This window comes from Micromonospora sp. WMMD714, from assembly GCF_029581315.1.
In the GTDB taxonomy this organism is placed as follows: domain Bacteria; phylum Actinomycetota; class Actinomycetes; order Mycobacteriales; family Micromonosporaceae; genus Micromonospora; species Micromonospora rifamycinica.
This window is the reverse complement of the sequence record NZ_CP120744.1, coordinates 526,700-549,620: the sequence shown is the minus strand read 5'-3', so window position 1 is coordinate 549,620 and position 22,921 is coordinate 526,700. Positions and strand designations below refer to the sequence as shown.

At 73.7% G+C, this 22,921-nt stretch carries 19 protein-coding genes; 14 read left to right on the top strand and 5 right to left on the bottom strand.

Annotated elements, in window-relative coordinates; all coding sequences use genetic code 11:
• Positions 1–106 precede the first annotated feature (106 nt).
• The 4 genes from O7625_RS02450 (at position 107) to O7625_RS02435 (ending at position 5,060) form a co-directional block, all read left to right on the top strand.
• Positions 107–1,165, top strand: a complete 1,059-nt coding sequence (locus tag O7625_RS02450) for a dipeptide ABC transporter ATP-binding protein (RefSeq protein WP_282343999.1) — start codon at positions 107–109, stop codon at positions 1,163–1,165.
• The gene (locus tag O7625_RS02445; RefSeq protein ID WP_282343997.1) at positions 1,162–2,199 is read left to right on the top strand and encodes an ABC transporter permease; all 1,038 of its coding nucleotides are present in this window, start codon (positions 1,162–1,164) and stop codon (positions 2,197–2,199) included. Before O7625_RS02450 ends, O7625_RS02445 begins: the two co-directional genes overlap by 4 nt.
• A gap of 11 nt (positions 2,200–2,210) precedes the next feature.
• Complete coding sequence (locus tag O7625_RS02440; RefSeq protein WP_282343995.1) at positions 2,211–3,197, top strand: ABC transporter permease; 987 nt, start codon at positions 2,211–2,213, stop codon at positions 3,195–3,197.
• A 120-nt stretch (positions 3,198–3,317) separates the two neighbouring features.
• A complete protein-coding gene (locus tag O7625_RS02435; protein ID WP_282343991.1) occupies positions 3,318–5,060 on the top strand; it encodes an ABC transporter substrate-binding protein in 1,743 nt (580 codons plus the stop codon).
• Positions 5,061–5,628: 568 nt separating this feature from the next.
• On the opposite strand, the gene O7625_RS02430 is transcribed toward O7625_RS02435, so the two are convergent.
• Complete coding sequence (locus O7625_RS02430) at positions 5,629–6,060, bottom strand: DUF5980 family protein (protein ID WP_282343989.1); 432 nt, start codon at positions 6,058–6,060, stop codon at positions 5,629–5,631.
• A 211-nt stretch (positions 6,061–6,271) separates the two neighbouring features.
• Here O7625_RS02430 and O7625_RS02425 point away from each other — a divergent pair, with 211 nt between their 5' ends.
• On the top strand, positions 6,272–7,036 hold the full coding sequence (locus tag O7625_RS02425; RefSeq protein ID WP_282343987.1) for a class I SAM-dependent methyltransferase: 765 nt from the start codon (positions 6,272–6,274) through the stop codon (positions 7,034–7,036).
• Positions 7,037–7,047: 11 nt separating this feature from the next.
• On the opposite strand, the gene O7625_RS02420 is transcribed toward O7625_RS02425, so the two are convergent.
• On the bottom strand, positions 7,048–9,192 hold the full coding sequence (locus O7625_RS02420; RefSeq protein WP_282343986.1) for a prolyl oligopeptidase family serine peptidase: 2,145 nt from the start codon (positions 9,190–9,192) through the stop codon (positions 7,048–7,050).
• An 86-nt stretch (positions 9,193–9,278) separates the two neighbouring features.
• On the opposite strand from O7625_RS02420, the gene mshB reads away from it, so the two are divergent.
• From mshB to O7625_RS02405, 3 genes are all read left to right on the top strand, one after another.
• Entirely contained in the window at positions 9,279–10,271 is a 993-nt protein-coding gene (gene mshB, locus O7625_RS02415) for an N-acetyl-1-D-myo-inositol-2-amino-2-deoxy-alpha-D-glucopyranoside deacetylase (RefSeq protein WP_282343984.1), read from the top strand.
• Positions 10,272–10,288: 17 nt separating this feature from the next.
• On the top strand, positions 10,289–10,732 hold the full coding sequence (locus tag O7625_RS02410) for a hypothetical protein (RefSeq protein ID WP_282346783.1): 444 nt from the start codon (positions 10,289–10,291) through the stop codon (positions 10,730–10,732).
• 81 nt (positions 10,733–10,813) lie between these two features.
• A complete protein-coding gene (locus O7625_RS02405) occupies positions 10,814–11,278 on the top strand; it encodes a hypothetical protein (protein ID WP_282343982.1) in 465 nt (154 codons plus the stop codon).
• Positions 11,279–11,303: 25 nt separating this feature from the next.
• Here the strand turns inward: O7625_RS02405 and O7625_RS02400 are convergent, their stop codons facing one another.
• Positions 11,304–12,266 carry a GNAT family N-acetyltransferase gene (locus O7625_RS02400; RefSeq protein WP_282343980.1) on the bottom strand — a complete coding sequence of 321 codons (963 nt, stop codon included), beginning with the start codon at positions 12,264–12,266 and terminating at the stop codon, positions 11,304–11,306.
• Between the two features lie 79 nt (positions 12,267–12,345).
• Between O7625_RS02400 and fdxA the strand changes: the two genes are divergently transcribed.
• The 5 genes from fdxA (at position 12,346) to O7625_RS02375 (ending at position 16,188) form a co-directional block, all read left to right on the top strand.
• The gene (fdxA, locus tag O7625_RS02395) at positions 12,346–12,672 is read left to right on the top strand and encodes a ferredoxin (protein ID WP_067310795.1); all 327 of its coding nucleotides are present in this window, start codon (positions 12,346–12,348) and stop codon (positions 12,670–12,672) included.
• Positions 12,673–12,737: 65 nt separating this feature from the next.
• Positions 12,738–13,835, top strand: coding sequence for a succinyldiaminopimelate transaminase (gene dapC, locus O7625_RS02390; protein WP_282343976.1), 1,098 nt, complete (start codon positions 12,738–12,740; stop codon positions 13,833–13,835).
• A 9-nt stretch (positions 13,836–13,844) separates the two neighbouring features.
• Entirely contained in the window at positions 13,845–14,861 is a 1,017-nt protein-coding gene (locus O7625_RS02385) for a prephenate dehydrogenase/arogenate dehydrogenase family protein (protein ID WP_282343974.1), read from the top strand.
• Between the two features lie 47 nt (positions 14,862–14,908).
• Entirely contained in the window at positions 14,909–15,547 is a 639-nt protein-coding gene (locus O7625_RS02380; RefSeq protein ID WP_282343972.1) for an SIMPL domain-containing protein, read from the top strand.
• Complete coding sequence (locus tag O7625_RS02375; RefSeq protein ID WP_282343970.1) at positions 15,547–16,188, top strand: nucleoside/nucleotide kinase family protein; 642 nt, start codon at positions 15,547–15,549, stop codon at positions 16,186–16,188. Before O7625_RS02380 ends, O7625_RS02375 begins: the two co-directional genes overlap by 1 nt.
• On the opposite strand, the gene O7625_RS02370 is transcribed toward O7625_RS02375, so the two are convergent.
• Positions 16,171–18,741 (bottom strand): hypothetical protein, encoded by a 2,571-nt coding sequence (locus O7625_RS02370; RefSeq protein WP_282343967.1) that lies wholly within the window; start codon positions 18,739–18,741, stop codon positions 16,171–16,173. The two genes, O7625_RS02375 and O7625_RS02370, sit on opposite strands and share 18 nt — an antisense overlap.
• Before the next feature lie 92 nt (positions 18,742–18,833).
• On the bottom strand, positions 18,834–19,391 hold the full coding sequence (locus O7625_RS02365; protein ID WP_282343965.1) for a sugar O-acetyltransferase: 558 nt from the start codon (positions 19,389–19,391) through the stop codon (positions 18,834–18,836).
• Positions 19,392–19,557: 166 nt separating this feature from the next.
• On the opposite strand from O7625_RS02365, the gene O7625_RS02360 reads away from it, so the two are divergent.
• Positions 19,558–22,899: a S8 family serine peptidase gene (locus tag O7625_RS02360; protein WP_282343963.1), complete on the top strand. Its 3,342-nt coding sequence runs from the start codon at positions 19,558–19,560 to the stop codon at positions 22,897–22,899.
• Positions 22,900–22,921 lie beyond the last annotated feature (22 nt).

Below are 22,921 nucleotides of genomic sequence, written 5' to 3'. Positions count from 1 at the left end.
AACGTAGCGCAGCGGAGTCCCGCAGTCGCGGGCCAGAGGCGGCTGCCATGAGCGCGAGGAACGTAGCGCAGCGGAGTCCCGCAGTCGCGGGCCAGAGGCGGCTGCCATGAGCGCGGTCGAGCCGTTGTTGCGGGTGCGGGGGTTGACCAAGCACTTCCCGGTGCGGACCGGCCTGCGGGCCAGCGGGCTGGTGCGGGCGGTCGACGGGCTCGACTTCGAGGTGCGGCCCGGTGAGACGCTGGGGCTGGTGGGGGAGTCCGGCTGCGGCAAGACCACCACCGGACGGCTGCTGGTGCGCCTGCTGGAGCCGACCGCCGGGACGATCGAGTTCGCCGGGCGGGACATCACCCACGCCCGCCGCCGTGAGCTGCGCCCGCTGCGGCAGGACCTCCAGATCATCTTCCAGGACCCGTACGCCTCGCTGAACCCCCGGCACACCGTCGGGCGGATCGTGGCGATGCCGTTGCAGGTCAACGGGATCGACCCGCCCGGCGGGGTGAAGCAGCGGGTCCGCGAGCTGCTGGAGCTGGTCGGGCTCAACCCGGAGCACTACAACCGCTATCCGCACGAGTTCTCCGGTGGGCAGCGGCAGCGGGTCGGGATCGCCCGCGCGCTGGCCCTGCGGCCGAAGCTGATCGTCGCCGACGAGCCGGTCTCCGCGCTGGACGTCTCGATCCAGGCGCAGGTGGTGAACCTGCTGCGGGACCTGCAGCGCGACCTCGGGCTGGCGTTCGTGTTCATCGCGCACGACCTGGCCGTGGTGCGGCACTTCTGCCAGCGGGTGGCGGTGATGTACCTGGGTCGGATCGTGGAGATCGGCGACCGGGAGGACGTCTACCGGCGGCCCCGGCACCCGTACACCCGGGCGTTGTTGTCGGCGGTCCCGGAGGTGGCGGCGTCGGGTCGGGCCGGGCGGATCCGGCTGACCGGGGACGTGCCGACGCCGCTGGACCCGCCCTCGGGCTGCCGGTTCCGTACCCGGTGTGTGAAGGCGCAGGACGTCTGCGCCCGCGAGGAACCGGCGTTGGTGGTCGACGCCGGGGGCCGGCACGCCACCGCCTGCCACTTCCCGGAGATCGGACCGCCGACGGCCGGGCCGGGCGGTGCCGTGACGGCTGCCGGCGCGGGCGGGGTCGGCGACGACGACGGAGAGGTGGCGGGATGAGCGTGTCCCCGGTCGACCCGACGACGCTGGCCGGAGCCGGAGCCGGAGCCGGAGTCGGAGCGGCAGGCGGCGGGCCGGAGAGCGGCGGGCCGGCGGCTGGTGGGGGTGTCGTCGGGCGGTCGCCCGGCCGGCTCGCCTGGGCCCGGCTGCGGCGCGACCGGACCGGGCTGGTCAGCGGCGGCATGCTGGTCTTCTTCGTGCTGGTGGCGCTCGCCGTCCCGCTGATCGAGTGGGCGTACGGAACCGGCCCCCGGGAGCAGTTCCAGTCCCGGCTGGACGGCTTCGGCATGCCGCTCGGCTATGCCGGCGGGGTGACCGGGGAGCACTGGTTCGGGCTGGAGCCGGGGCTGGGGCGGGACATCTTCATCCGGATGGTGCACGGGCTGCGTACCTCGCTCTTCATCGCCTTCGTGGCGGCGGTGGTCACGGCGACGATCGGTGTCGTGCTGGGCACCGTCGCCGGCTACCTGGGCGGCTGGGTGGATGCGGTGGTCAACTGGGTCACCGACCTGACCCTGGCGATGCCGTTCCTGATCATCGCGTTGGCGTTGACCCCGACCGTCGCGCTGCGCTTCTACGGCCAGCGGGAGGAGGTGCCGGCGGCGTTCCAGGTCGGGGTGCTGATCGCCGTCTTCGCGCTGTTCGGCTGGACGAGCACCGCCCGGCTGGTGCGGGGGCAGGTGATCGCGTTGCGCGAGCGGGAGTTCGTGGACGCGGCGCGGGCCAGCGGCGCGGGGCTGGGGCACATGCTGTTCCGGCAGCTGCTGCCGAACCTCTGGGCGCCGATCCTGGTGTCCTTCTCGCTGGCGGTGCCGGCCTACATCACCGGCGAGGCGGCGCTGTCGTTCATCGGGGTCGGGCTGACCGACGCCACCCCGAGCTTCGGCCGGATGATCTACCGCAGCCTGGACTACCTCCAGACCGACCCGGCGTACGTCTTCTTCCCCGGCGTCACGATCTTCGCGCTCGTGTTCGCCTTCAACCTCTTCGGTGACGCGCTACGCGACGCGCTCGACCCGAAGTCGTCCCGGTAGGAGGTGCGGCGGTGGCGCGGTTCCTGCTCAAACGGCTCTTCTCCGCGACGTTGACGCTCTTCGCGGTCAGTGTGCTGAGCTTCCTGATGTTCTTCGCCCTGCCCCGGGATCCGGTCAGCGGCATGTGCCCCAAGAACTGCAACCCGGAACGGCTGGAGCGGGTCCGCCAGGAGCTGGGCCTGAGCGATCCGCTGCTCAGCCAGTACGCCGGCTACATGAAGGGCATCGTGACCGGCCGGGACCTCGGCAGCGCCCAGGGCGGCCGGTGCGACGCGCCCTGCCTGGGCTGGTCGTACGTCGCCAACGAGGCGGTCAGCGACACCATCGCCCGGGTGCTGCCGGTGACGGTGAGCATCGTCGTCCCGGCGGCGGTGCTCTGGCTGCTGCTCGGGGTCGGCCTGGGCATGGTCTCGGCGCTGCGCCGGGGCACCTGGCTGGACCGGGCGGCGATCGGCTTCTCGCTGGCCGGTGCGTCGTTGCAGCTCTACTTCGTCGGGGCGGTGCTGCTGCTGGTGTTCGTCTACACGCTGCGCTGGCTGCCGGTGCCGAGCTACACACCGCTGCTGGACGACCCGGTGCGCTGGGCCAGCGGGCTGGTGCTGGCCTGGCTGTCGCTGGCGTTCCTGTTCTCGGCGATCTACGCCCGGCTGTCCCGGGCGCAGATGCTGGAGACGCTGTCGGAGGACTTCGTCCGGACCGCGCGGGCCAAGGGTCTGGCCAGACGCACGGTGTACGGCCGGCACGCGCTGCGCGCGGCGATCACCCCGGTGGTCACCATCGCCGGGCTGGACGTCGGCGGCGCGCTCGGCGGCACGGTGATCACCGAGACGACCTTCGGCCTCAACGGCCTGGGGCGTACGGCGGTCGACGCGGTCCGCGCCGGTGACCTGCCCACCATCATGGCCACCGTGCTGATCGCGGCGGTCTTCGTGGTGCTGGCGAACGTGCTGGTGGATCTGCTGTACGCGGCCATCGACCCCCGGGTGCGGCTGCGCTGACCGACCACCAGGGGACAGAAGTTGTCGAAATCTGTTAGACAGTCCGAAGGTTTTCTTCTTGACGGTCCCCGGGGCGTCGGCGGTCACCGCCCGACGCCGACGGGATGGAGGAGGTAGGGGATGCGACCACGCGCAGCAGTCGCCGCAGGCGGCGCGATCGCCCTGGTGGTGGCGTTGGCCGCCTGTTCGGAGAACACGGGCGAGGGCACCACCGTGGACACCGGCCGGCAGCAGACCGGGGTGATCGCCACCGACCCGAAGGACTCCCAGGGGCCCGCCGCCGAGGTGGCCGGCGCGGCGAAGGGCGGCACCTTCACCGTCATCCGGGAGACGCCGATCTCGCATCTGGACCCGCAGCGGACGTACTCGTTCGCCGGTCTGATGGCCAACCCGCTCTTCGCCCGCTACCTGACCACCTGGAAGGACGACGGCAAGGGCGGCCTGGTGCTGGTCGGTGACCTGGCGCAGACCCCCGGCAACAACGTGAACAGCGACTGCCGGGTCTGGGAGTTCACCATCAAGGACGGGGTGAAGTTCGAGGACGGCAGCCCGATCACGTCCCGGGAGATCGCGTACGGCATCGCCCGCTCCTTCGACCCCGACCTGACCGGCGGCCCCACCTACCTCCAGGAGTGGCTCGCCGACACCCCGCAGTTCGACACGAAGTGGGACTTCCGGAAGAACAAGGGGTCGCTGCCGCCGGGGCTGACCATCCCGGACCTGAAGACGCTGCGGTTCGAGTTCGCCAGGCCCCGCTGTGACCTGCCGTTCGCGGTCTCGTTGCCGACCACCGCCCCGCTGCGGCCGGACCGGGACACCGGGGTCAACCTGGACCAGAAGCCGTTCTCCTCCGGGCCGTACAAGATCGCCAAGAATCAGGCGGGCGTGCAGCTCACCCTGGACCGCAACCCGCACTGGGACGCCGCCACCGACCCGGTCCGCCACCAGTACCCGGACCGGTTCGTCTGGACCTTCGGGCCGACCGCCGACGCGGCCGTCAACCGGGTGATCGCCGACAATGGCGCCGACCAGAGCGCGCTGGCCTGGAACTACGTGCCGGCCTCGCTGGTTGCCCGGGTCGCCCAGGACCAGGCGCTCAAGGCGCGCAGCGTGCTGTCCCCGACACCGAGCGCCAACCAGCTCGTCATCAACAACCAGCGGGTCACCGACCTCGCCGTGCGCCGGGCACTCAACTACGCCATCGACCGCGACGGCCTGGTCAAGGCGCTGGGTGGGCAGACCGTCGCCCAGCCGATGACCACCCTGATGCCGCCGTCCACCATCGGCTACCAGGCGTACGACGCCTATCCGGCCGGCGCCAACGGCGACGTCGACAAGGCCAAGGAGCTGCTCGCCGGCAAGACCCCGGAGCTGGTCCTCGGAGTGGCCGACAACACCACCGAACAGCAGATCGGCACCCAGCTCAAGGCCAACCTGGAACGCGCCGGCTTCAAGATCACTGTGCGCAACGTCCCGGACGACGCGAAGCTCGACGAGATCAAGAAGAAGAACAACCCGTGGGACCTCTACATCGGCAACTGGGCCGCCGACTGGCCCAGCGGCGCGTCGATCCTGCCGGTGCTCTACGACGGCCGCACCATCAGGGCCGAGGGCAACAGCAACCAGGCGTACTTCAACGACCCGGCGGTCAACGCCGAGATCGACCGGATCCAGGCCATGCCCCCGGCCGACCAGGGGCCGGAGTGGGGCAAGCTCGACCAGCGGATCATGACGGAGTACGCCCCCGTGGTGCCGCTCTTCGTCGACGTGGCCTACACGGTGCACGGTTCGAAGGCCGGCGGCGTCTTCATCTCCAGCGTCGTCGGCTACCCCTCCTTCGTCAACGCCCACGTCAAGCAGTGACGTCACCCTGAGCTGGAACGGGACTCCCTCCCGGCCCGTGTCGGGAGGGAGCCCGTCAGCTCGTGGGCGCGCGGCGCGGTACCGGCCGCGCCCGTAGCCGCTGGTACGACTCGTACGAGTGGTGCGATCGGCGTCGCTGCCGCCCGGGAGGCTCTGGCCCGCATCGACGAGGGCGACACCGACACCGGTGCAGACGCCCCGTCCCCGTCCCCGCCCCCGCCCCCGTCCGAGATCGTGCTGGATCCAGGATGTAGTGGGCTTCCGGCGACTCCGAGGCCACTACATCCTGGATCCGGTATGACCTTGGGGGACTCGGGTGACGACTCCGGTGTACGGGTGGGCTCCATTGGCGGGCTGGGCTCTACCGCCCGGGAGCCTTCGCGCTCGTCCCCGGCCTCTGTCGGTGCTTCGGCCGCCCGTTCGGCAACTGGCTGGCCTGATCCACCCCGTGGGGCCGATGGTGCGGTGTCCGCGTGCCGGGACACCGCACCATCGGCGATATCGCCTCGATCAGGCCGGCGGTGTCCGATCAGGCCGGCAGGCGTCGATCAGGCCGGCGGTGTCGCCCTCAACAGGAGGACTTGATGTCGAGGGTTACCGGGACGCTCTGGGTGGTGGTGCCGTCGGTGACCTGGAGCAGTGGGACGTAGTGGCCGAGGGGGGCGCCGTGCAGGCGGAACGCGGCCAGGATCTGCACGACGTGGCCGTCGCCGGACCCGGGCGGGGTGCTCTGCGGGCTGTAGACCTCGGTGCCGGCGGGCATCCCGGTGTAGCCGGCGGTGATCGTCGTCGTCCACGTCCCGTCCAGGACGACGAAGAAGTACAGAGCGCGCGGGTCGTCGGGGATGGCGCAGATGCGCTGCGGCAGGTCCTCCAGGGTCCAGGTCGACGAGCTGACCGGGGCGGGCGACGCAGCGACCGGGGTGCCGCCGACGAGGGCGAGCGACAACGCCGCCAGTACGGGGGCGGTGATCCGGCGGGTGGTGCGGGCGAACTTCATGATCGGCTCCTTACCTCTCCGGCATGAAACGGTCACCGACCAGAGTGGCAGGGGGATTTCAGAGGGTTCTGAGAAGAACGTCGGAAAAGGTGATCACCGAGGCCCGTCGCCCCGCGTCCGGAGGCCGGTCGGCAGCGCCCTCAGCGCCGACCCCTTAGACAGAGGCGCAAATCGATTGACCGTGGATCGGCCGGTCGGGAGAGTGCAGGGCATGGACCCCACGTCACGCGCCAACCGGACCGCCTGGGAACTGGCCCACCAGGAGCGGGTCTGGGCCGACGACGAGATGCTGGCCGAGGCGGCGGCCGGCGGCACCCTCGTCGCCAGCGAACGCGCGCTGCTCCGGGACATCCTGGCGACCCGACCCCTGGTGGTGCACCCGCAGAGCGGCAACGGCCAGGACGACATCGCCCTGGTCCGGGCCGGTGCCCGGATGGTGGTCGGGGTCGACTACAGCGAGAACGCGATCACCGGCGCGCGGGGCCGCGCCGACGCCCTCGGTGCCGCCTGCCACTACCTGGTCGGGACGGTCCCCGGGGTGCCGCTGCGCGACGGCTGCGTCGATCTCGTCTACACCGGCAAGGGCGCGCTGATCTGGATGCCCGACATCGACGCCTGGGCCGCGGAGCTGGCCCGGCTGCTGCGCCCCGGTGGCCACCTGTTCGTCCACGACGGGCATCCGGCCACCGACCTGTGGACCTGGGACCTGGACGAGCCGCGCATCCGCCCCGACCGCAGCTACTTCGGCCGCTCGTTCGTCTGCGCCGACGACAGTTTCCCGGCCCACGGGGCGGTGATGTTCCAGTGGACGCTCGGCCGGATCGTCACCGCCGTGGTCGACGCCGGCCTGGAGGTCCGACAGCTCGCCGAGTACGCGGAGCCGTTCTGGCGGATGGGTGACGTCGACGCGGCGGCCTTCCGTGGCCGCCTGCCGAACGCGTTCGCCCTACTGGCCCGCCGCCCCACCGCCCGCTGACCCGCCTCGACTCAGCCCAGGTGGGTACGGAGGAAGTCGAGTTCCAGGCGGAGCAGGCGCTCGGACAGCCCCCCGGCCGCCAGGTGGGTGGCCCCGGTCAGCGGCAGCACCGCGTGCGGCCGACCGGTGGACAGCAGCGCCGCCGACAGCCGCAGCGTGTGCGCGGCCACCACGTTGTCGTCGACCATCCCGTGCACCAGCAGCAGCGGCCGGGCCGGCTCACCGGGGCAGAGCGGCTCCGCCGCCAGCTCCACCAGCGAGTGGTGGCCGTACACGTCGATGCCGTCGTCGGGCAGGCCCAGGTAACGCTCGGTGTACGCGGTGTCGTACAGCGTCCAGTCGGTGACCGGGGCGCCGGCGATACCGCACCGGAACAGCTCCGGATGCCGCAGCACCGCCAGACCGGCCAGCCAGCCGCCGAACGACCAGCCCCGGACCGCCACCCGGTCCAGGTCCAGGTCGGGATGTTTGCCGGCGAGCGCGGTCAGCGCGTCCACCTGGTCGGTCAGGATCACGTCGGCCACCCGCCGGTGGATCGCCTTCTCGAACGACGGCGCCACGCCCGGCGTACCCCGGTTGTCGATGGTGACCACGGCGAACCCGTTGTCGGCCCACCACTGCCGCTCCAGCCAGGCCGACCGGGCGGCCACCACCTCCTGGTGACCCGGACCGCCGTAGACGTCGAGCAGCACCGGCAACCGGGTGCCCTTGACGTGCTCGGTCGGGTAGAGCACCGCCGTCGGTAACCGCCGGTCGGTCACCCGGACCAGCATCGGCCGGGGCGCGGACGACGGGGTGGCCGCCAGCGACCGCAGCCGGGCCACCTCACGGTCACCGCGCCACACCGACCAGGCCGTCCCCGCCTCGTCCAGCGACGCCGTGCCGACCACCAGCGTGTCCCCGCCGACGATCGCCGTGTGCCAGCCCGGGGCGCTGCTCATCCGGCGGGTGTCCACCCCGCCGCCGATCACCGTGCGGACCCGGTAGAGGTGCCGCTGGCTCGGTTCGCCCTCGCTCGCCTCGACCAGCAGGTCGGCCGGGCCGGAACCGGTGGGCAGCCGGCCCACCACCCGCCGCACGTACAGCGAGGGCGGGGTGAGCAGGGTGCCGTCGGCGAAGAGGCAGCGGGCGTCGTACCCGTCGTGGGCCAGCTCGCCGCCGACCAGCACCCGGCCGTCCGGCAGGTGGGCCGGGGTGCCCGGGATCGGCTCCACCCAGCGCGGGTCGGCCAGCTCGGCGTGCACCTGGGTCTCGCCGGTGCGCGGGTCCACCGCGAGCACCAGGCCGTGCTGCTGCGACCGGCGCAGGACGGTGATCAGCGGGTTGCCGTCGGCCCAGTCGGCCGAGGCCAGGTAGGGGTAGGTCTCCCGGTCCCAGTGCACGTCGACCCAGCCGTCGTCCAGGTCGAGCAGGTGCAGGCTGACCTCGGCGTTCGGGCCGCCCGCCCGGGGGTACGCGACGACGGTCGGCGGGGTCGCCGGGTCCGCCGGGTCGTGCAGGTGCCACTGGGGCAGCCGCGACTCGTCGACCCGGGCGGCGAGCACCATCCGCCCGTCCGGCGCCCACCAGTAGCCCCGGAACCGGCCGAACTCCTCCGCCGCGACGTGCTCGGCGAGGCCCCAGCTGACCCGGCCGTCCTCGCCGGCCAGCAGGGTGTCGGTGCCGTCCGGGTCGATCACCCGCAGCTCGCCCCGGCGTACCCCTTCGGCGGCGTCGGTGACGTACGCCAGCCGCTGCCCGGTGGGGTCGGGGCGCGGGTCGACCACCGGGCCGACGGTGGTCACCTCGATCACGTCGCCGTGCACCAGGTCGGCCCGGAACAACCGCCCGGCCAGCGCGAACACGGCCACCCGGCCCGCGCCGTCCAGGGCGTACGAGCCGATGCCGGCGGCGCTGAGCCGGCGTCGTTCGCGTAGCGTCCGCTCGCCCGGGGCCAGCGCCACCGGCTCGGCGTCCTCGCCGAGCAGCACGGCCGGGTCGGCGATCAGCCGCTCCTCGCCGGAGGCGGTCTCCAGCGCCCAGAGCGCGTCGGCCGGGTCCTCCGGGCCGCCGGAGCGCAGGAAGACCACCCGGGAACCGTCGTCGGCCACGGAAACGGCACGCGGCGCCCCGTGGCTGAACCGACGGGTACGGGCGGCCAGCTCGGGAAAGTCCACAACCCGGATCGTAGAGCGGTGTCGGGCGTGATGTGGCCGACCTGCCTGGACGCGTACGCCCCGGGGCACCCGGACCGCCGGTTAGAGTGACCGTCGTGACGACGCTGCCCGACCGACGCCTGCTGCTGGTCCACGCGCACCCCGACGACGAGTCCATCGGCACCGGGTCGACGATGGCGCACTACGCCGCCGCCGGTGCCCACGTCACGCTGGTGACCTGCACTCTCGGCGAGGAGGGCGAGATCCACGTGCCGGCGCTGGCGCAGCTCGCCGCCGCCGAGGCCGACCAGCTCGGCGGGTTCCGGATCGGGGAGCTGACCGCCGCCTGTGCCGCGCTCGGCGTCACCGACCACCGCTTCCTCGGCGGCGCGGGGCGCTACCGGGACTCGGGCATGATGGGCATGCCCACCAACGGGCACCCGCGGGCGTTCTGGGCCGCCGACCTCGACGAGGCCGCCGGGCAGCTGCTGGACGTGATCCGGGAGGTCCGTCCGCAGGTCATGGTCACGTACGACCCGAACGGCTTCTACGGGCACCCGGACCACATCCAGGCGCACCGGGTGGCGATGCGGGCGTACGAGCTGGCCGCCGCGGAGGGCGTCGCCCCGGCCAAGGTCTACTGGACGGCGCTGCCGCGTACCGTCCTGGAGGCCGGGATGAGCCACTTGACCGCCTCGTCGGACAACCCGTTCGACGGTGTCGACAGCATCGACGACCTGCCCTTCGGCACCCCGGACGACCAGATCGCGGCCCGGATCGACGCCACCGGGCAGCACGCCGCCAAGGAGGCGGCGATGCGGGCGCACGCCACCCAGATCCCGGCCAACTCGTGGCTCTACGCGATCGCCGGGAACTTCGGTGCGGAGTTCATGGGGGTGGAGTACTTCACCCTGGCGGTGGGGGAGCGGGGGCCGGGCGGCGGGCCGAACGGCTGGGAGGACGACCTCTTCGCCGGCATCGACGTCACCGCCCCGCAGTGGGCCGTCCGGCTGCCGGAACAGCCCGGCCACGACCTGGCCGACCCGGCGTCGGCCGGGGACGGGCCGCAGCGGGCCGCCGCGACGGCCGGGCTCCGGTGACCCTGCCCGCCACGCCGGTGCCGGTCGTCGAGGAGGAGCCCGCCGCCGAGGCCCCGCCACCTGGCCTGCTCCGCCGGCTGCTCGACGTCGTGCTGCGGGTCGTCGGTGGGCTGGTGGCGGTGGCCGGTGGGGTGCTCACCGCGCTGATCGCCCTGCTGCTGTCCACCGTCCGGGTCGGCGGTCAGTTGATCGGGGTGTCGGTGGTGGTCACCATCGCCGGGGCGGTCGCGGTGAGCTGGTTCGCGTACGCCACGGTCGGCCGCCGGTGGGCGGTGGCGTTGCCGGCGCTGCCGTGGTTCGTGCTGATGGCGGTGGCGGCGGTCCGCACCGACGAGGGTGACCTGCTGGTCGCCGGGGAGAACTGGGTCGGGCTGGCGATGATCACCACCGGGGCGATGACCTTCGCGGTGATGGCGTTCCGGCAGATCCTCAGCCCGCAGCCGCGCCGGCACGACGGGTGATGACGACACTCGGTCGGCGGTGGTAGATATTCCTGCCAGGAGACCCGCCGACCGGGCGGGCGGTACGGCGGGAGGCGTGTGATGACGCAGCGGTGGCGGGCGGTCGGGGTACTCGCGGCGGCCCTGTTCGCGGTCAACGTGGTGGCCCGGCTGATCATCAAACTCGGCTTCGACGGCAACGACACCGCCGCCGACCGGGTCTCGCTGGGGATGTTCGTCGTGGTCGGGCTGATCCTGGCCGGGGTGGTGTTCACCTGGGGTAAGGCTGTTCCTGCGGCGCGGTGGGGTGCCGACGTGTCCGCCGCGGTGGCCGTGGCGCTGCTGCTGACGGTGCTCGTCGGCCCGTTGCTGGTCGGGAACAACCCGTTCGGCGGGGGCGCGGGGCTGTTCTTCGCTCAGATCTGGCTCTACCTCGTCGCCGCGGCGGCCGGCGTGGCGCTCGGCTACCTGGTGCTGATCACACTCGGCCGGGACCACCGCTCGCAGCAGCTGCGGCGGTACGCCGAGCGCAACGTGGGCAAGCCGCGCCGGGTGGTCCGGCGCTGACCACCGCTCACCGCGACGGGCCGGGTCAGGCCGACGGGGCGACCCGGGTCAGGTAGGTGTGGTGGGTGGTGAAACCGAGCTTGCGGTAGAGCGACACCGCCTCGGTGTTGCGCTGCTCCACCTGCAGGAAGGCGTGGGTGGCGCCCTCGGCCGCACCCCAGCCGGCCAGCTCCCGGACCACCCGGGCGGCCAGCCCCTGCCGGCGTGCCGACGGGGCGACCTCGATCAGGCTGAGCCCCAGCCAGCGGCCCTGCCCGGTGACCGTGCCCCGGGCCGTGGCGACCAGCGCGCCGTCGGCGTACACCTGGGCGAAGCGGAGCCGGTCCACGGCGGTGAGGATGTGCCGGGCGGAGGCCGGCAGGCCGCCCTTGCGGCCGGCGGCGACCGCGAGCCACTCCTCGGACGGCGCGTCGGCCAGGGTGACCGGCGGACCGTCGGCCGGGGCGGGTTCCGGCGGTAGCAGGGTGGTCAGCGGGACGGTCTGGACCAGGGTCAGCGGCCGGGCCGTCCAGCCCCGGGCGTCGAGTTCGGCGCCGACCGGCACGGCCAGCGGCAACGGCGTGTTGACGAGGGCGGGCTGGCCGCGCTCGGCGTACCAGCGTTCGATCGCGTCCACGGCCGCCGGCAGCGGGCGGTCCGGGTCGCCGACCGGCAGCGCCGAGTTGGCCCGCCCGGTCCAGCCGTCGGCGGAGCGCAGCAGCCAGTCGCCGAGCCGGCCGCGGACCGGCGCGGGCCACGCCTCGTCGGCCGCCAGTTCCAGCTCGACCACGGCGGTCGCGGTGGGCCGCCGGGTGGGGGGCACCCGTTTGGCCCGGTGCACCTCGGCCACCGGCACCCGGACCCGGCCCTGGGCGGTGGCGATGGTGAGATGGGTCTCGCTCAGCTCCACCAGCTCGCCGAGGGCGTCCGAGAAGAGGGGCCGGCCCTCACGAATCCCCACAATGCGGCGAACCACGATCCGGTGTCCCACATCCTGCTGTCTGAGCACGATCGACCTCCTCCCCGGCGAGATACTAGGCTCTTAGCGTCGCGGGTGATCGCGACGAGTCTTGCGGAGGAGAAGACCGGTGACCTACATCATCGCCGAGCCGTGCGTGGATGTGCTCGACAAGGCATGCATCGAGGAATGCCCGGTCGACTGCATTTACGAGGGCAACCGGATGCTCTACATCCACCCCGACGAGTGCGTCGACTGTGGTGCCTGTGAGCCGGTCTGCCCGGTGGAGGCCATCTTCTACGAGGACGACGTCCCGGAGCAGTGGAAGGACTACACCGGGGCCAACTACGAGTTCTTCGAGGACCTGGGCTCGCCGGGCGGCGCATCGAAGATCGGCAAGGTGGACAAGGACGCCACCTTCGTCGTCGGCCAACCGCCGCGCGGCGAGGACAGCTGAACCGGCCGGTGGCGCCGGGGCCGACGGTCGGGTCCGCGCCGGAGCCGCCGGTCGGCTCCGCCGCGGTGTCGGCCCGGTTGCCCGAGTTCACCTGGGACGCCCTGGACGCCGCGGCCACCCTGGCCGCGGCGCACCCGGACGGCCTGATCAACCTGTCCATGGGTACGCCGGTCGATCCGGTGCCCCCGGTGATCCGGCAGGCGCTGGCGGACGCTTCCGACGCGCCGGGCTACCCGCTGACGGCGGGCAGCCCGGCGCTGCGGGCCGCCATCGCCGGCTGGGTGGGCCGGGCCTGCGGTGCCGGCGTCGACGGGCTCGGGGTGCTGCCGACGATCGGCTCCAAGGAGCTGGTCGCCTGGCTGCCCACCCTGCTCGGGATCGGTCCCGGTGACGTGGTCGTGGTGCCCTCGATCGCCTATCCGACCTATTCCGACGGGGCCGCGCTGGCCGGCGCGACCGTCGTCCGCGCCGACTCGCTGACCGCGGTCGGCCCCACCTCCCGGGTACGCCTGGTCTGGGTCAACTCGCCCGGCAACCCGACCGGTCGGGTGCTGCCCGCGGCCCACCTGCGCAAGGTGGTCGACTGGGCGCGGGAACGCGGCGCCGTGGTGGCCAGTGACGAGTGCTACCTGCCGCTGGGTTGGACGGCCGACGCGACGCCGGTGTCGGTGCTCGCGCCGCAGGTGTGCGGCGGGTCGTACGACTCGGTGCTGGCGGTCCACTCGCTGTCCAAGCGGTCCAACCTGGCCGGCTACCGGGCCGGGTTCGTCGCCGGGGATCCGGCGCTCGTCGCCGAGCTGCTCAAGATCCGCAAACACGCCGGCATGATCGTCCCGGCCCCGGTGCAGGCCGCGATGGTGGCCGCGCTCGGTGACCAGACGCACGCCGACGAGCAGCGGGAACGCTACCGGGCGCGGCGGGCGACGCTGCTCGCCGCGTTCACCGGGGCGGGGTTCCGGCTGGACCACTCCGAGGCGGGCCTCTACCTCTGGCTCACCCGCGACGAGGACTGCTGGCGCACCGTCGACTGGCTGGCCCGGCGGGGCGTCCTGGTCGCCGCCGGGGCTTTCTACGGTCCGGCCGGGCAGCGGCACGTCCGGGTGGCGCTGACCGGCTCCGACGCCCACGTCGCCGCGGTCGCCCAGCGGCTCGCCCAGCCGTAGGGCGAAGCGGTGGGGGGCGACGTGGGCCGGCTCCGGGCCGCCGTGGTGGGCACCGGCCTGATCGGCGGTTCGATCCTGCTGCGGCTGCACGAGGCCGGCCTGCGGGTGGTCGGCTGGGATCCGGATCCGGCGACCCGGGCCGCCGGCAGCCGGCGGGGGCTGACCTTCCCCGACGACCTCGCCGACGCCGTCCGGGACCGGGACGTGGTGTTCCTCGGCGGCCCGCTGCCGAGTCTGCCGGAAACCCTGCTCACCGTGGCCGGGCTGACCGACGACCGGTGTGTCGTCACCGACGTGGGCAGCACCAAGGCGGCGGTCGCCGAGTTCGCCGGGGCGCACGGGTTGACCGGCCGGTTCGTCCCCGGTCATCCGATGGCCGGCGCGGAGCGGGCCGGGCTCACCGCCGCGCTGGCCGGGCTCTTCGTCGACGCGGCCTGGGTGCTCTGCCCGAGCGTCGACGGGCTGGGGCCGTTCCGGTCGCTGGTGGGGCTCGTCGTCGACGTCTTCCAGGCCCATGCCGTACCGATGTCGCCGGGGGTGCACGACTCCGTCGTCGCGCTCTCCTCGCACGTGCCGCACCTGCTGGCCGGCAGCCTGGCCGGGGCCGCCGCCGACTCGGCGGTGCGCGACGCGGTGGTCCGGCTGGCGGCGGGCAGTTTCCGCGACGGCACCCGGGTCGCCACCACCCCGGCCCGGCGCACCGCCGACATGCTGCTGGCCAACCGGGAGCAGGTGCTCCGGCAACTGGCCGAGGTGCGGGCCGCGCTCGACGGGCTGGCCGAGGCGGTCCGCGCCGACGACCTGCCCACGCTGGTGGACCGCTACGAGCGGGCGGCGGCGGTACGCCGGCCCCGGCCGGAAAGCGCGCCACCCGTGCGCCGGGAGTTCGCGCTCGACGGCGACCCGGCCGACGAGCTGGCGTTCGTGCGGTCGATCGGCGAGTCGGGCGGGCACCTCACCGGGTGCACGGTGGCGGGAGGGCGGGTGACGTACACCGGTGTGCGCCCCGCCGACGCCCCGGCCTGACCGCGCGGAAACCGGCGGCGGCCCGGTCGCGCCGTTAGGGTGGGTGCGTGGCGGACGGACCGGTGGTGGCGGTACGCGGCGAGGCGTACCGGGAGGTGGCACCCGAGCTGGCCCGGTTCGAGGTGACCGCGACGGCCCGGGAACGGGACCGTCAGGTCGCCCTGACCCGGCTCGCCGAGCGGGCCGCCGCCGTCCGGGTGCTGCTCGACGAGCACGAGCCGGCGGTGGACCGCCGGGAGGCCGGTGAGCTGCGGGTACGCCCCGAGACCAACAGGTCCGGCGAGCGGGTCGTCGGCTACCTGGGCAGCGTCTCGACCACGGTCACCGTCACCGACTTCGGCTCTCTCGCCGAGCTGATGCTGCGGCTGGCCGAGCTGGACCAGGTCGAGGTCGCCGGCCCCTGGTGGTCGCTGCGTCCGGACAGCCCGGTGCACCGCGACGCCCGGCACGCGGCGATCACCGACGCGCTGCGCCGTGCCCGGGAGTACGCCGAGGCGCTCGGTGCCCGGGTGACCGCGCTGGTGGAGCTGGCCGACACCGACGAGGGCTTCGGCGGGGGCGGGGCGATGTACGCCCGCCAGGACCGGATGGGCGGCTCGCCGGAGCTGGAACTCGACCCCCGTCCGCAGCCGGTGCACGCGGTGGTGCGGGCACGGTTCACCATCAGCGAGCCGGACCTGGCCTGATGCCCGGGGCGCGTCAGTTCTCCGTCGACGACCTGGTGGCCCGGGCCCGGTCGCTGGCCGACGCCGGCCCCCGGCAGCTGCTGGGGATCGCCGGGGCGCCCGGCGCGGGCAAGTCCACCCTGGCCGAGCGGGTCGTCGCGGCGGTCGGCCCGACCGCCCGGCTGGTGCCGATGGACGGCTTCCACCTCGCCCAGGCGGAGCTGGTCCGGCTGGGCCGGGCCGACCGCAAGGGCGCGGTGGACACCTTCGACGCCAACGGGTACGTGTCGTTGCTGCGCCGGTTGCACCGGTTGGAGCCGACCGCCGTGTACGCGCCGCTGTTCCGCCGTGACCTGGAGGAGCCGGTGGCCGGGGCGGTGGAGGTGCCGCCCTCGGTCCGGCTGGTGGTGACCGAGGGCAACTACCTGCTGCTCGACGATCCGCCCTGGGACGAGGTGCGGTCGCTGTTGCACGAGGCGTGGTTCCTCGACCTGGACGTCGAGCTGCGGCTGCGCCGGTTGGTGGCGCGGCACGTCGCGTACGGGCGGTCGCCGGAGGCGGCGCAGGCCTGGGCGTACGGCAGCGACGAGGCGAACGCCGCCCTGGTGGCGGGCACCGCCGACCGGGCCGACCTGGTGATCCGGTCAACCGACCCGGGGTGACGGGATGCCACGCCGCAGCAGCCGGGCCACCAGGGTCCGTTCCCGGTGGAACTCCAGCGCCTCCGGGTAGCCGCTGTGGTTGCGGATCGGCGGGTCGGCGACCTCGCCCCCGCTGGGGTGCAGGGCCTCCGGGTCGCTCACCGGCACGTCCCGTTCCCCGGCGTCGACCTGCCAGCCGAGCGGGTCGGTGCCGCGCCAGAAGTTGGTCCACGCGACGTAGCCGGAGGGCCAGGTCAGGGCGTCGGCGAGCACCCGGAGCCGGTCCGGCCCGAAGTAGGCCGGGAAGATCCGTCCGTAGAGCCGGGTGAGCTGGCAGCCGTAGGACAGGAACCAGATCCGCCGCCGCCACCGGGTGGGCAGTTGGAGCAGCATCGCCGCGCAGAGCACGGTGCCCTGGCTGTGACCGGAGAGGATCACCCCGTCCATCCTGCGCGGGTCGGGCTCGGCGAGCGCGAGGATGCCGGCGACCCGGGTCTGCAGCTCGGGGACGGCCCGCTCGGCGTAGCTGGGCGGGGCGAGCGGATGGGCGGCGCGGGGCCAGAACGTGCCGATGTCCCAGAGCACCCCGACGCTGCGCCGGACGGTGTCGTTGCGGTAGACCAGCATGCCCAGGCCGGCGACCACCAGGGGGAGCCAGCCCAGCATGGTGTCGCCGAGGTCGGCGGCGGCGTGCACCAGGCCCGCCCAGCCCGACGCCCCGGCCGGCGCGGGCCGGGTACGGCTGAGCATGGCCACGCAGGAGAGGGCGACCAGCACCGTCGCGACCGTGGCGTAGCAGCCGATCAGCCGTACCGCGTGTTCGCCGACCAGGCGGTGCAGCGCGCGGTAGGTGCTGACGTCCCGACAGCGCCGCAGGTCGTGTGCGGAGACGGCCTGACCGTCGGCGACGAGGCGGGCGTACTCGACGCGGCGCAGCCGGTGCAGGATCACTCCGGCGTGGATCAGCGTGCCGATCAGGGCGGCCGTGGCGACGGTGCAGGCCAGCCCGGCCCAGAGCGCCGGCAGTGGCGGCACGATCGGCGAGAAGCCGCTGGGCGAGGAGGGGCCGTTGAGCCGGTCGGTGATCCAGTAGTGCAGGCCGGCGCAGTAGGCGATGGCCATCATCCACCCGAAGCCGGCGATCACCGCGGCCCCCCGGCCGCCCCAGGCCACGGTGGTGTGCCCGGCGGCCGGTCGCCGGTCGACGTCGGCGCGGGGCAGCAGCAGGCCGGTCGCGGCGAGCGCGATGGTCGCCGTGGCGAGCAGCCAGATCCGCGGCCCGTCGGGGGCGGCGGGGAGGCCGGGCAGCCGGCCGTCGAGCCAGGCCGTCCCGAGGGGGAGCAGCACACCGGCGGCGGCGGGGGCGAGCAGGGCGCGGCGGCCCGACCTGGCGACCGCGCCGATGGCGATCAGCAGCAGCACCTGGTAGGTGGCGAGCCAGGCGACGATGCCGTCGTAGCCGGGCAGGGAGCGGTCGGCGAGGCAACCGGCGGTGGTCGGGTCCAGGGTGCAGCCGGCCGGTGGGCGGAACTGTGCCAGCGGGGGGCCGGCGGGGCCGTCCGGCAGCAGCAGGAGGGTGAAGGTGCCGGCCAGGGCGAGGCCGGTGAGCACCCCGACGGCGAGGCTCCACCGGCCGAGCGGGGTGGCGCCGCTGCGCCGGGTCAGCCAGGGGCGGCCCACCGCCACCACCGCTATCGCCACGACCGCGACCAGGGCCGCGACGGTGGGGGCGGCGACCATGGCCCGGACCCCCCGGGGCGGGTCCATCACCAGCACCGCGCCGACGGGCACCGCGGCGGCGAGGACCACGCCGACACACAGGTGCAGGACGGCGGCGCGGCGCAGCTGGCCCTCCCCGCACCAGAAGGTGGGGTCCTGGAGGGGGTTGGCCAGCGGCGTCGCCCCGGCTGCGGTGCCCCCGTCGTCCGGCACCGGGTGGCGCGGGCGGGGCTCGGCGGGCATCTCGGCCTCGTACTGGTAGGTGCGCCAGGCGACGACCCCGAGCACCAGCAGGACGGCCAGCGGCAGCAGCAGGCCGACGGCGAGCGCACGGGCGTCGGTGTGCCACCAGCCCTGGCCGAGGAACTCCCACGGGCCGGGCAGTTGCCGCAGGCACGCCTGGTCGACGCACTGCCAGGCGATCAGGTCGACGCCGATGCCGGTGGCGGCGATCACCAGCGTGCCGGTGAGGCTGAGGCAGAACAGCCGGATCAGCCAGGCGGTGATGCCGGAGCGGCTGCCCCAGCGTTCGGTGTCCGGGTCGGACGGGATGCCGGGGCGGGCGTGCAGGGCGACGTTGGCCAGGGTGAACGGCAGCAGGAACGTCCACAGCGCCCGTTCGACGTCGCGCGCGGTCCGCGCCCCCGAGGTCAACTGCCCCCAGCTGTACGCCTCCACCACGACCGGGTCGTCCGGGGTGGAGGTGGCGGCGCGGTAGAAGCCGGTGACGTCACCGCCGGAGACCCGTCGGGGCGGCGGGCCGGCACCGGTGGTGTCGGGGGGCAGCCCGAGGATCTGGTCGGGCGGGGTGTTGGACACGCCATGCACCCGAAGTTCGAGTACCCGCTCGGCCATCGGTGCTCCCTGGTGACGTATTCACTACCCAGAGTGCATCGATTTTCTCGGTTCGCCCACCGATTTCGGTATCGTTTTCGCAGCTCAAGGCATTATTCCAGGGTGCGGATCACCCGGGCGGGGTTACCCACGGCGACCACGTTGGGCGGTAGGTCGCGGGTGACCACCGCGCCCGCGCCGACCACGGTGTTCTCGCCGACGGTCACCCCGGCGAGGACGATCACCCCACCGCCGAGCCAGACGTTGTCGCCGATGGTGATCGGTCGGGCGGCCTCCCAGCCGGCCCGGCGGGGTTCCGGCTCGACGGGATGGGTGGCGGTGAGCAGTTGCACGTTCGGTCCGATCTGGACGTCGACGCCGATGGTGATCCGCGCGACGTCGAGCAGGACGGCGTTGAAGTTCACGAAGCTGCGGGCGCCGAGATGGACCTGCCAGCCGTAGTCGCAGTACAGCGGCGGACGGACCCGGGCGTCCTCGCCGACGGTGCCGAGCAGCTCGCGCAGGGCGGCGAGTCGGCCGTCGGGATCGTCGGCGCTGCTGCGGTTGAACCGCTCGGTGAGCCGGGCGGCGCGGTCCAGGTCGGCGGTGATCTCGGGATCGTCGGCGCGGTACGGCTCGCCGGCGAGCATGCGTTCCCTCATGGACGTCACCGGCTGATCGTCGCCGATCGGCAGGTCGGATGCGGTGACGACGGGGTGGTGTCTCGACAATGTGGTCGGAAGGTCATCATCCGGACTTCTTTTTGCATACCGAGTATGCAATTCTAGGGCGTCGATATGACTCCTGTCATGGAGACGTCCCAGAAGGAGGGATCCGTTGCACAGAACCAGAAGAACCGCCATCGGCGGCCTCGTGCTAGCCCTGGCCCTCGGCCTACCGGCGACGAGCGCGACCGCCGCGCCCGGCACGCCGGCCACGCCCCGGTCGGCCGCGCCGGCCGTGGGCTCCACCACGGTCACCCTGATCACCGGTGACCAGGTCACCGTCACCCGCGCCGGAGGGACCGCCGTCCGCCCCGGCGCCGGCCGGGAACACCAGCAGTTCCTGGTCCGCCGGGAACGCGGCCACCTCTCCGTGGTGCCCCGCGACGCGGTGCCACTGGTGCGCTCGGGGCAGGTCGACCGGCGACTGTTCGACGTCACCGGCCTGATCGCCGCCCGCTACGACGACGCCCACCGCGACAACCTGCCGCTGCTGGTGTCGTACCACGAGGGGCAGGCCCGGCGCGGCGCGGCCGTGCTACCGGGCACCCGGGTGACCCGCGACCTGCCGGCGATCCGGGGCGCGGCCCTGACCGCCGGCAAGTCCTCGGCCGGCACGGTCTGGTCGACGCTCACCGACCGTGCCGGCGGTGCCCGGCTCGACGCGGCAGGGGGCGTCGAGCGGATCTGGCTGGACGGCCGCCGCGCGGTCTCCCTCGACCACAGCGTGCCCCAGATCGGCGCACCCACCGCCTGGGCGGCCGGCTGGACCGGTAAGGGGGTGAGCGTCGCGGTGCTCGACACCGGTGTCGACGCCACCCACCCCGACCTGGCCGGCAAGGTGGCCGAGGCGCGCAACTTCAGCGACACGCCGGACCAGAAGGACACCGTCGGGCACGGCACCCACGTCGCGTCCACCATCGCCGGCAGCGGTGCCGCCTCCGGCGGGAAGTACAAGGGCGTCGCACCGGACGCGACGCTGCTCGACGGCAAGGTCTGCGAGGAGTCCGGCTGTGCCGAGTCGGCGATCCTGGCCGGCATGCAGTGGGCCACCGTCGACAAGAAGGCCGCCGTGGTCAACATGAGCCTCGGCGGCGGGGACACCCCCGAGGTCGACCCGCTGGAGGAGGCCGTCCAGACGCTGACCGCCCAGACCGGCAGCCTCTTCGTCATCGCCGCCGGCAACGACGGCCGGGACGGCTCGGTCGGCTCACCGGGCAGCGCCGACGCCGCACTCACCGTCGGCGCGGTCGACCGGGACGACGAACTCGCCGACTTCTCCAGCCGGGGGCCCCGCGTCGGCGACGACGCGCTCAAGCCCGACATCACCGCCCCCGGCGTCGACATCGTGGCCGCCCGCTCCGCCGACGGCCAGATCGGCGACCCGGTGGGGACGCAGTACGTCGCGCTCTCCGGCACCTCGATGGCCACCCCGCACGTCGCCGGCTCGGTGGCGTTGCTGGCCCAGCAGCACCCCGGCTGGAAGGCCGGGCAGCTCAAGGCGACCCTGATGGCCGCCGCCAAGCCGCACCCCACGCAGACCGCCTACGAGCAGGGCGCCGGTCGGGTGGACCTGACCCGGGCCATCACCGAGCAGGTCACCACCGACCCGGTCAGCGTCTCGTTCGGCCGGACCCTGTGGCCGCACGGCGACGACGCCCCGGTCACCCGGACGGTCGCCTGGCGCAACGGCGGCGCCACGCCGCTCACCCTCGACCTGACCGTGGAGGTCAAGGGGCCGGGCGGGGCCGCCGCGCCGGCCGGCATGTTCACCCTCGGCGTCGACCGGATCACCGTCCCGGCGGGCGGACAGGCCGAGACCACTGTCACCGCGGACACCCGGCTCGGCGTTGACGGCTACTGGACCGGCCGGGTGGTGGCCCGCTCCGGCGGCACCGTCGCGGTGACCCCGCTGGCCGTGCACCGGGAGGTGGAGAGCTACCCCGTGACGCTCACCCACCTCGACCGGGGCGGCAAGCCGGGCGGCGACTACGTGACCACCCTGGTCGACCTCGCCGACGGCGACCTGCACGAGGTGTCCGAGGCCGACGGCGTCGCCGAACTCCGGCTCCCCAAGGGCCGGTACGGCCTGAGCAGCGTCTTCTTCGAGCCGGGACCGGACGAGGAGTCGGGTGGGCTGGGCATGCTCGCCCAACCGGAGCTGGTGGTCGACGGCGACACGGCGGTCACCGTCGACCTGCGGAAGGCCAAGCCGGTACGGATGACCGTCCCGCAGGCCGACGCCACCGTCTCCCTGGTCGACATCAGCGCCAACTACCTGCTGCCCGACGACGGCAGTTACGGGTTCGGCATCGTCTCCTTCGGCACCTTCGACGGACTGTCCACCGGCCAACTCGGCCCGGCGGTGTCGGGCGACGAGTTCGTCGCCACCTTCAACAGCCAGTGGGCCGACCAGGAGGCCGAGTTCAGCCCCTACCTGTACGCGCTGGGCGAGGTCGTGCCGGGCAAGCTGCCCAGCGGGCTGGTGCGCGACTACCGGCGGGGCGACCTGGCCACCGTGGTGCACACGTTCCGTGACCCGTACCCGAAGATGGCGGCCGAACGGCTGGTCTTCCCGGACAGCGGCCACAACCTCGGCGGCTGGGCGGTCGTCCTGCCGACCGACCTGCCCGGCCAGCGCACCGAGCACTACAGCACCAGGGGCGTGCGCTGGGAGTCCGAGCTGGACTTCGGCGTCCGCGACCCGGAGGCGGGTTGGATCGACGTCCAGGCGGTCCTGGTGGGCCTGCCCACGAAGTACCCGGCCGGCCGCCGGACCACCGAGACCTGGGGGGCCGCGCCGCTCGGGCCGTCGCTGCCCGCCCCACGCTGGCCGGGGGACGGTGTCACCCGGCTCGGGGACACCATCATGGTGAGCGTGCCGCTGCACAGCGACGCGGCCGGACACCCCGGCGGGTCGCTGACCGACAGCGCCCGTACCGCCCTGTGGCGCAACGGCAAGCTGGTGGCGGAGCTCGACAACCCGGGGTACGGCGAGTTCACCGTGCCGGCCGGGGCCGCCGACTACCAACTGACCGTCGGGGCCAGGCGGGACCTCACCGACCTCGGCACCGAGGTGGAGGCGAGCTGGACCTTCCGCTCCGGGCACGTGGCCGGTGACACGCCGAAGCGGCTGCCGCTGTCGGAGATCCGCTTCACCCCGCGGCTGAGGGCCGACAACACCGCCCCGACCGGTCGGGTCTTCGCCGTCCCGGTGCAGGTGCGGCGGCAGCCGGACACCGGCACCGCCAAGCTGGTGAAGCTCGGCGTGGACGTGTCGTACGACGGCGGGAAGACCTGGCGGCGGGCGACCGTGGTGAAGGTGCCGGGCCAGGGCACGGTGGCGCTGGTCGACCACCCGGCCGGTGCCGGGTACGTGTCCCTGCGGGCGACCGCCCGGGACGCCGACGGCAACACCGCGAGCACCCGGATCATCCAGGCCTACCGCCTGAGGTGAACCGACGTCCGGGCCCGCGACG